Annotated in this window: 9 protein-coding genes; 1 reads left to right on the top strand and 8 read right to left on the bottom strand. The window is 71.1% G+C overall.

Translation table 11 applies throughout. From position 1 onward, the window contains the following. Positions 1-201: 201 nt before the first annotated feature. Genes PKH97_RS10195 through PKH97_RS10170 form a run of 6 tightly spaced genes read right to left on the bottom strand, consistent with a single transcriptional unit; the run spans position 202 to position 5653 of the window. Entirely contained in the window at positions 202-1776 is a 1575-nt protein-coding gene (locus PKH97_RS10195; RefSeq protein WP_324387300.1) for a cytochrome c biogenesis protein ResB, read from the bottom strand. Further along, positions 1773-2531: a cytochrome c biogenesis CcdA family protein gene (locus tag PKH97_RS10190; RefSeq protein WP_324387299.1), complete on the bottom strand. Its 759-nt coding sequence runs from the start codon at positions 2529-2531 to the stop codon at positions 1773-1775. Before PKH97_RS10190 ends, PKH97_RS10195 begins: the two co-directional genes overlap by 4 nt. Further along, entirely contained in the window at positions 2528-3112 is a 585-nt protein-coding gene (locus PKH97_RS10185) for a TlpA disulfide reductase family protein (protein WP_324387298.1), read from the bottom strand. The genes PKH97_RS10190 and PKH97_RS10185 overlap by 4 nt, the downstream gene beginning before the upstream one ends. 53 nt (positions 3113-3165) lie before the next feature. After that, positions 3166-3798 (bottom strand): histidine phosphatase family protein, encoded by a 633-nt coding sequence (locus PKH97_RS10180; RefSeq protein ID WP_324387297.1) that lies wholly within the window; start codon positions 3796-3798, stop codon positions 3166-3168. Further along, positions 3795-5132 carry a glutamate-1-semialdehyde 2,1-aminomutase gene (gene hemL, locus PKH97_RS10175; protein WP_324387296.1) on the bottom strand — a complete coding sequence of 446 codons (1338 nt, stop codon included), beginning with the start codon at positions 5130-5132 and terminating at the stop codon, positions 3795-3797. The genes PKH97_RS10180 and hemL overlap by 4 nt, the downstream gene beginning before the upstream one ends. 41 nt (positions 5133-5173) lie before the next feature. Further along, positions 5174-5653 (bottom strand): MarR family transcriptional regulator, encoded by a 480-nt coding sequence (locus PKH97_RS10170; RefSeq protein ID WP_324387295.1) that lies wholly within the window; start codon positions 5651-5653, stop codon positions 5174-5176. Positions 5654-5777: 124 nt separating this feature from the next. On the opposite strand from PKH97_RS10170, the gene PKH97_RS10165 reads away from it, so the two are divergent. Beyond that, complete coding sequence (locus tag PKH97_RS10165; RefSeq protein ID WP_324387294.1) at positions 5778-6311, top strand: YceI family protein; 534 nt, start codon at positions 5778-5780, stop codon at positions 6309-6311. Positions 6312-6331: 20 nt separating this feature from the next. Here PKH97_RS10165 and hemB read toward each other — a convergent pair whose 3' ends face one another. Both hemB and PKH97_RS10155 read right to left on the bottom strand, forming a co-directional pair. Continuing rightward, on the bottom strand, positions 6332-7306 hold the full coding sequence (gene hemB, locus PKH97_RS10160; RefSeq protein ID WP_324387293.1) for a porphobilinogen synthase: 975 nt from the start codon (positions 7304-7306) through the stop codon (positions 6332-6334). Further along, on the bottom strand, positions 7306-8931 hold the full coding sequence (locus tag PKH97_RS10155; protein WP_324387292.1) for a uroporphyrinogen-III synthase: 1626 nt from the start codon (positions 8929-8931) through the stop codon (positions 7306-7308). The genes hemB and PKH97_RS10155 overlap by 1 nt, the downstream gene beginning before the upstream one ends. Positions 8932-9104: the final 173 nt, after the last annotated feature.

Below are 9104 nucleotides of genomic sequence, written 5' to 3'. Positions count from 1 at the left end.
CCGCACGCCCGCGCCCGAGCGCGCGTCGTCGCGCGCCGTCGCGGCGCGCGCGAGGTAGAGGACGAAGCCGAGCATCGACAGCGTGAGCACCGCCATCGCCGAGTAGAGGCTGATGACGGAATACTCCGCCAGGGTGTTCGCGTCCATTGGCCCGATCCTCTCACGCACCCCCGACAACCCACGGCCGGGGCGCAACGACTCCTACCGAGGCGGCCGACCGGCGCCGGTCACGGCCGCCGCCAGTCGGTCAACGACATCCTGCAACCCGTCGTCATCGGCCTTGGCCAGCGCACCGATCTCGACGACCGAGCCGCCATGAGGGCGCGGGGTGACCCGCGCGAAGACCCGCCGCCGGCGCACCAGCAAGGTCGCGATCAGCCCACCGAGCGCCAGCAGGGCCGAGCCCAGGGTCAGATTGCGGGCGGGGTCGTGCCGAATCGACAGGCCGGCCCACCGAGTCACGCCGTCGAAGGTGATCGAGCCGCGATCCCCCGGCAAGGTCACCGTCTCGCCCGGGGAGAGCCACAGCCGCAGCACGTCTTTGCCGTCGGCGCTCTTGACCTGGGTCATCTCCTTGGTGTTGAGCGTGTAGACCGACGACGCCTGACCGCTGGGGTTGAGCACGCCCTCATACAGGCCCAGGGCCAGCTTGGGGTCGCGCACATCGGGGAAGACCGAGATCGGGCCGGTGTGCTCGGTGATCACCCCGGTCGGCAGGAAGTTGCCGAAGAATCCCAGTTCCTTGGGTGTGGCCGCCGGCACCTTGATCGCGCCGGAGGAGGTGTAGTTGTTGTCGCGGGCCAGAAACACCGTCGGCCCGGAATACACGATTGCGCCGTGGGCGTCCTTGACGGTGACGATCGGTGCATAGCCGTTACCGAGCAAGAAGATGGTGGCGCCGTCCATCTCCACCGGGTGGTTGACCTTGAGCACCTGCTTGACCGGCGTCGCCCCCGGCTCGGCGGTCGTCGTCAGATAGGCCGTGAAGTCGCGCGGCTGCCCGAACTGCCCCGCGCCGGTGACCTGGTCCTCGAAGCTGACGTCGAGTTTGTCGAGGGTGAAGGAAAACGGCGGCAACTGGGTGGGATCGGCCCGTGGGCCGGGGCTGAGCGTGTCATAGGAGACCATCGTGTCGGCGAAGCTGTTGCCCACCGGCACGATCACATCGCCCTTCCAGCCCCAGATGTGGCCGGCAGCGACCCCCACGATTACCCCGACGACGGCGATGTGGAAGAGGAGATTGCCGCTCTCCTTCAGGTAGCCCGTCTCCGCGGCGATGGTCTCGCCACGCACATCGAGGCGATACCGGCGCCCGTATGCCGCCCGCAGACTCGCCACGGCCGCCGCCGGCTCCGCGTCCACCTCGACGCGGGCATGCGCGGGCAACCGCCCCAGGTTCGCGGGCACCCGCGGCGGGCGGGCCCGCACCTGCGTCAGGTGGATCCTGGTCCGCGGCACGATGCAGCCGACCAGGCTGATCAGGAGCAACAAATAGATCGCCGAGAACCACGGCGAGGCATAGACCTCGAAGAACCCGAGCCGGTCGAGCAGCGGACCGAGCTTGGGATGGGCGTCGATGTAGTCGGCCGTCCGGGTCGGGTTGATCGAGCGTTGCGGCCAGATCGACCCGGGCAGCGCAGCGATCGCCACCAGCAGCAGCAGGAAGAGTGCCGTCCGCATGCTCGTCAGTTGCCGCCAGGCCCACCGCGCCCAGCCCAGCGGCCCGAGCCGGGGCAGCGTGGGGGCCGCCTGCGTCCGGTCGCGCACCGTCGTCACAGGATCACCTCGAATCCGAGGACCGTATGGATGCGCAGCCACGTCGTCAGCCCATCCCACCACCCGGTCAGCAGGAGTACCCCGACCACGAGCAACAGCGCGCCACCGAGGCGGTGGATGAGCAGCGAGTGGCGGCGCAGAAAGGCGTTGAAGCGTGCCGCACGATCCCAGGCGGTCGCGATCGCGAGGAAGGGCAGCCCCAGCCCGAGGCAATAGGCCCCCGCCAAGGCGACGGCCCGCGGCAGGCTGGGATCGGTTGCGGTGGCGAGCGCGATCACCGCGCCGAGCGTCGGGCCGGAGCAGGGCGTCCACCCGACCCCGAAGACGGCGCCGAGCGCAGGCGCACCGGCCAGACCCATTCGCGGTCGCCACCGGGGAGCGACGGTGCGCTGGCTGCCGGCCCCGAGGAAGACCAAGGCCATGGCGATGACCGCGACCCCGCCGATGCGCATCAACAGGACACGGTGCTCGAGGAAGACCCGGCCCAGGGTCGTGACGAACATCGCCTCGAGGACGAAGACCACCGAGAAGCCCAGGACGAACAGCAGCGTGCCGAGCACGACCCGGCTCTGCGCGGCCCGTCGCACGCGCGAGTCCGGCGCGGCCCCGGTCACATAGCCGAGGAAGCCCGGGACCAGCGGCAACACGCAGGGGGAGGCGAAGGAGACCAGTCCGGCGAGCAGCGCGACGAGCAGCGCCAGGGGCAGCGCGCCCGTGGCGACGGTGTCCGCGGCCCCGCCGGCGAGCTGCGTCACGAGGCAGCGCCGCCCGCCGCGACGTCCTCGATCATGCCGGTCAGGGTGGACTTCGAGACCGAGCCGAGCACGCGCGCGGCGATCCGGCCCTGGGCATCGAGCACGACCGTCGAGGGCAGGGCCGTCGCCTTGCCCTGCAGCGCGAGGGCACTCAACCCGCCGGGGTCGGAAATCGAGGGATAGGTCAAGCCCCACGCCTTGGCCGTGGCGGCGGCAGTCTGCGGCGAGGAGTCACGGATGTTCACACCGACGAACCCGGCCTTCGCCGCGATGGCCGGGTCGTTTGCGACGGCGACTAAGTCGGGCGCCTCCGCCTGGCAGGGCGGGCACCACGATGCCCAGACATTGATCACCAGCAGCTTGCCGCGGTTGTCGGCACTGGCGAAGGCGCCGCCGTCGAGAGTGGTCCCGTCGAGCACAACGGGCTCGCTGCGCTTGTCGGGCGGGATGAGCTCGACGGCGCCGTCGCCGGAGATGTAGTTCTTCTGATCGCCCTGTTTGGCTTGTGCCCCAATGGAATTGGGGTCACTGCTGCAAGCCGCAAGGACTCCGGGAGCCAGCACGAGGGAAACGGCGAGCACCGCCCCCCGCCGTCGTCCGGACCATCGGGCGACCCCACTCCCCCCGGCCGCCGTCATGCGCCGACGCTCGCGCTGGAATCGGAGGTCAGGTGCTTGGCGGGCTCGGCATACGAGATCTCGGCCAGGTCGGCGTCATCGAAGGCGAAGGTGGTCACCGAGGCGAGCGAGCACTCGCGGCTGCGCGGGTGGTGCCACAGCCGCCGGCCCTCGGCAGCGCAGCGGGCCATCCAGATCGGCAGCTGGTGGGAGACGATGACGGCCTCGTGCCCCTCGGCCGCGGCGCGTACATCGGCCATGGCGGCCTGCATGCGGGCCGCGATCTCGGCATACGGCTCGCCCCAGGAGGGAGTGCGGACGTCGTACATCCGGGCCAGGTGCTTCGGGCGCAGGAAATTGCCGAGGCTGACAACCTGTCCCTCGAAGGTGTTCGCCGCCTCGATGACGCGGTCATCGGTGCCGATGGGCAGGCCGTGGGGCTCGGCGATCGGGGCCGCCGTCTCGCGGGCCCTGATCAGCGAGGACGCGGTGACGACGCTCAGATCGTTGTCGGCGAAGTAGTCGCCGAGGACGCGGGCCATCGCCTGACCGCGCTCGGAGAGGTGGTAGCCGTCGAGGCGGCCATAGAGCACCTTCTCCGGGTTGAACACCTCGCCGTGGCGAACGAGATGGACCAGCGTGCGCGTCATGGCGCGATTGTCGCAAACGCGTCTGAGGCCGCGGACGCGGCCGCGGGCAGGGCGGCGAGGATCCGGTCCACGGCCGCGGCGTCGTGGGCGGCGCTGACGAACCACACTTCATACGCGCTCGGGGGCAGGTGGACGCCCTGGGCGAGCATGGCATGGAAGAAGGCGGCGTAGGCCGGGGCGGACGTGCGCTTCGCGTCGTCGTAATCGCGCACCAGGCCCTCGCAGAAGAAGATGCTGAACATGCTGCCCGCCCACTGCACGGTATGCGGCACGCCCGCCGCGCTCAACGCCGCGGCCGCCGCGTCGGCGACGGTGTGCGCGACGGCGTCGAGGTGGGCGTAGACCTCCGGCGTGCAGCGCTGCAGCGTCGCGAGGCCGGCCGCCGTGGCGACCGGGTTCCCCGAGAGGGTGCCTGCCTGATAGACCGGGCCGTCGGGTGCCAGCGCGGCCATCAAGGCGGCGGGACCGCCGAAGGCTGCGGCCGGGAAGCCGCCGCCCATCACCTTGCCGAAGGTGAATAGGTCGGGGGCGCCCGCGGCATAGGGGCCCTCGAGGCCATACCACCCGGAGCGCGAGCATCGGAAGCCGGTCATCACCTCGTCACTGATCAGCAGCGCGCCGTGATCGCGGGTGACGCGGCGCAGCGCCTCGGTGAAGCCGGGTGCGGGCGGGACGACGCCCATATTGCCCGGGGCGGCCTCGGTGATGACCGCGGCGATGTGCTCGCCGTCGGCGGCAAAGACCGCCTTCAGGGCGGCGATGTCGTTGTAGGGCAGCACGATCGTCTCGGCCGCCGCACTCGAGGGAACCCCGGCGGAGTCGGGCAGACCGAAAGTCGCCACCCCCGAGCCAGCGGCCGCGAGCAGGGCGTCGACGTGGCCGTGATAGCAGCCGGCGAACTTCACCACGCGCGAACGGCCGGTCAGACCGCGGGCCAGCCGCAGGGCGCTCATCGTGGCCTCGGTGCCGGAGGAGACCAGACGGACGTGCTCCACCGGCTCGACCCGCGCGACGATCTCCTCGGCGAGCGCGACCTCGTTCTCGCTCGGCGTGCCATAGGAGAAGCCGCGCGACGCCGCATCCGTGACGGCGGCGAGCACCTCGGGGTGGGTGTGCCCGAGAATCATCGGCCCCCAGGAGCCGATCAGGTCGACATACTCCCGGCCATCGGCATCGATCAGATAGGCCCCGCGAGCGCTGGTGATGAAGCGCGGTGTGCCCCCGACGCTGCGGAAGGCGCGGACCGGGCTGTTGACCCCGCCGGGCACCACCGCCTTGGCGCGGGCGAAGAGCGCCTCGGAGGCGGGCGCGTCGGCGGGGTAAGAAGGCGGCATACGGGCAGTCTCTCAGGGGCCGCCGACAACGCGGTCGGCGGTCAGTCGGCGTCGCCGGCCTGACCCGCCATGGCGAGGGCGTCCCGCACCTTTCGGAGGCTGTCGCCGAGGGCGATGAACTCCTCGGGGCTGAGGATGTCGATCAGATTGGCTCGCACGGAGTCGACGTGGCGGCGGGCCATCTCCTCGATGGCCGCCCGGCCGTCGTCGGTCAGGACGACTTCGACACCCCGGCGGTCGTCGACGCAGGCCTCGCGGCGCACCAGGCCCCGCTTTTCCAGCCGCGCGGCCGTATGCGTGATCCGCGACCGGGACTGGACGACCATGTCGGCGAGGTTCGACATCCGTAGGCGGCCCCCGGGTGCCTCGGAGAGCATGGAGATGACTTCGTACTCCGAGAGTTGCGTGCCGTGGACGGCCAGATCGCGATCGAGCGCGACCTCGACCAGGCGGGTGGCGCGCAGATAGGCGCGCCAGGCGCGCTGCTCCTGGGGCGTCAACCAACGGGTCTCGGTGCTCATCGGCCCCTATTCTGCCCCGAATCCTCCCCCGATTTGACAGAAGCCTTAATAGTTGAAATATTGATCATGTTCGGAGGGCCGGCAATCGGTCGGAACCGCCACACCGAGACTCCCAAGGAGCAGCATGAGCAGCATCAAGAATCTCCCCGCCGGCACCTGGGCCGTCGACGCCAGCCACACCGAAGTCGGCTTCGTCGCCCGCCACCTGATGGTCACCAAGGTCCGCGGCAGCTTCCCCGAGGTCAGCGGCACCGTCACGGTGGCCGAGGACGTCACGGCGTCCACGGTCGACGTCACCGTCGGCATGGCCTCGGTCGACACCCGCAGCGCCGACCGCGACGCGCACCTGCGCAGCGCCGACTTCTTCGACGTCGAGAACTACCCGACCATGCGCTTCGTCTCCACCTCGTTCGACGGCGAGGAACTGACCGGCGAGCTGACCATCAAGGACGTCACCAAGCCGGTGACCTTCGAGGTCGACTTCAACGGCGTGCAGGCTGACCCGTGGGGCAACACCAAGGCCGGCTTCGAGGCCGAGACCGAGATCAACCGCAAGGACTGGGGCCTGACCTGGAACGCGGCCATCGAGGGCGGCGGCGTGCTCGTGAGCGAGAAGATCAAGGTCGTCCTGGACGTCCAGTTGCTCAAGCAGGCCTGACGGCTGGCGGCTCCCCCCGTCTAGGTGTTCCGGGCGGCCCACTCCAGGGCGAAGTAGGTCAGCAGGATGTCGGCACCGGCCCGCTTGAGGTGGATCAGCGACTCATCGACGGCCCGGTCCCGGTCGATCCAGCCGCGGTCGGCGGCGGCGACGATCGAGCTGTACTCTCCCGAGATCTGATAGGCCGCTACCGGCACGGTGGACATCTGCGCCACCGCGCGGATGATGTCCAGGTGTGGGCCGGCCGGCTTGACCATCACCATGTCGGCACCTTCGGCCACGTCGAGTTCGACCTCGCGGATCGCCTCGCGCGCGTTCCCCGGATCCTGCTGGTAGGCCGCCCGGTCACCGACCAGCGAGCTCGCGACCGCCTCGCGGAAGGGTCCGTAGAGCCCGGAGGTGTATTTCGCGGCATAGGCAAGCAGCACCGTGTCCGTATGCCCGGCCGCGTCCAGGGCCGCCCGCACGTGGCCGACCTGGCCGTCCATCATTCCCGAGAGCCCGAGCACCTCGGAGCCGGCGCGCGCCTGCGCCAGTGCCATCGCGGCATACCGCTCCAGGGTGGCGTCATTGTCGACGCGCCCCCGCGCATCGAGGACGCCACAGTGCCCGTGATCGGTGAACTCATCCAGGCACAGGTCGGTCATGACGACCAGTTCGCCGCCGACCGCGTCCGCGACGGCGCGGGTCGCGACGTTGAGGATGCCGTCGGGATCGTCGGCCCCGCTGCCACGTCCGTCCTTGGCCAGCGGCACGCCGAAGAGCATGATCCCGCCGATGCCCGCGGCCACACACTGGTGCGCGAGCTCGACGAGCGACGCGACCGTATGCTGCGCCACCCCCGGCATCGCGCCGATCGGCACCGGCGCGTCGATGCCCTCCCGGACGAAGGCCGGCAGCACTAGATCAGCCGGGTGCACGCGCGTCTCGGCAACCAGTCGCCGCAGTGCCGGGGTCGCCCGCAGCCGCCGGGGGCGGATGGCCGGATAGCCCATCAGCGGGCCTTGCGCCGGCTGGCGACCTTGCGTCGCGCGCTCGGCCGCAGCACGGGCACTCCGGCCTCGTGGGCCTGCCGCGCGAGCGCCCGGCCGTACTCCGCAAGCGCCTCGATCAGACTCGCCACCGAGGCCTCGGGGGCGAGGACGTCGACGCGCAGACCGTGCTCCTCGGCGGTCTTGGCGGTCGCCGGCCCGATGCAGGCGATGACCGTCGACGGGTGCGGCTTGCCGGCGATGCCCACCAGATTGCGCACCGTCGAGGATGAGGTGAACACGACCGCGTCGAAGTCGCCGGACTTGATCGCCTCCCGCACCTCGGGCGCCGGCGGCGCGGCGCGAACGGTGCGATAGGCCGTCGCGTCCTCGACCTCCCACCCCATCTCCTGCAGACCGGCAGCGAGCGTGTCGGTCGCGATATCGGCCCGCGGCAGGAAGACCCGGTTGATCGGATCGAGATCGGCGTCGTACTCGGGCCAGTCGGACAGCAGCCCGCGCGCGGACTTCTCGCCGGTTGGCACCAGGTCCGGGTTGATCCCCCAGGCCCGCAGGGCTTCCGCGGTGACGCCACCGACGGCCGCGACCTTCAGCCCGGCGAAGGCCCGCGCGTCGAGACCAAAGTCCTCGAAGCGCTCACGCACCGCCTTGACCGCGTTGACCGAGGTGAAGCCGACCCATTCGTAACGACCGGTGACCAGGCCCTTGATCGCGCGGTCCATCTGATGCGGCGTGCGCGGGGGCTCGACGCTGATGGTCGGCACCACATCGGCGCCGGCGCCGTGGGCGGCGAGCAGGGCCACGGCCGACCCGGCCTGGTCCTGGGTGCGCGGGATGAGCACGCGCCACCCGTAGAGCGCCTTCGACTCGAACCACGACAACTGCTCGCGCAGCGCGACGGTCGGGCCGACGACCGCCAGCGAAGGGTGCCCGAGCGTGGCGACCACCGTCGCCGCGTGCGCGAGATCGGTCGTATGCGTGCACTGCCGGGTCGTCGTGCCCTGCTCGGTCAGCGCGACCGGCGTCGCCGGGTCGCGCCCCGCGTCCGCGAGTGCCACGAGGGCGCCGGCCAGGGCTGCGGCGTTGCCGAGCAGGACGACCGTGGTTCTCGGATCGACCGAGCGCGCGTAGTCGGCCCCGCTGTCGCCGGCCGCGATCACATGAACCGCGGAGGCGCCCGGGGAGGTCAAGGGGATGCCGGCATACGCGGGGACCGCGGTCACCGCGGTGACTCCAGGCACGATGTCGACGGTGATCCCCGCCTTGCGACAGGCGAGGGCCTCCTCGGCGAGGCCGTTGAAGGTCGTCGGGTCGCCGTCCATCAGGCGCACGACGCGGCCACCGGGGTGGGCCTTGGCCGCCTGGACCACGATCTTGGCGCGCGAGGCGTGCGTCAGCGGCTGCCCATGCGTGCCGTGCGAGGCGTCGACGACTTCGACATCGGGACGGGCATGGGCCGCGACGAGGGAGGCCTTGGTCAGCTGGTCGGTGACGACGACGTCGGCGCTCTCCAGCGCGGCCACGGCCGCGAGCGTGAGCAGACTGGGGTCGCCCGGACCCGCCCCGACAAAGGCAACCGATGCCGGCCGGCGCGCCGAGTGGGCGGCCGAGGGGCTGAGCGGGCTCACGTGGTCTTCTCCGATTCGTCGATTGCGGTCGTCTGGGCGTGCATGCCGGGTCTCGTCCCGGGCTCGGCGGTGGCAGCCGGTTGGCCCTCGCCCGGGGGATCGAGTGTGGTCGTGCCGCCGGACGGGGTCCTGGGGCTGGCCGGCGCGCCGAAGCCGCGCTCGACGCGCGCCTG

It is taken from the genome of Nostocoides sp. (assembly GCF_035343835.1).
GTDB lineage: Bacteria > Actinomycetota > Actinomycetes > Actinomycetales > Dermatophilaceae > Nostocoides_A > Nostocoides_A vanveenii.
This window is presented reverse-complemented; position numbering and strand designations above follow the sequence as displayed.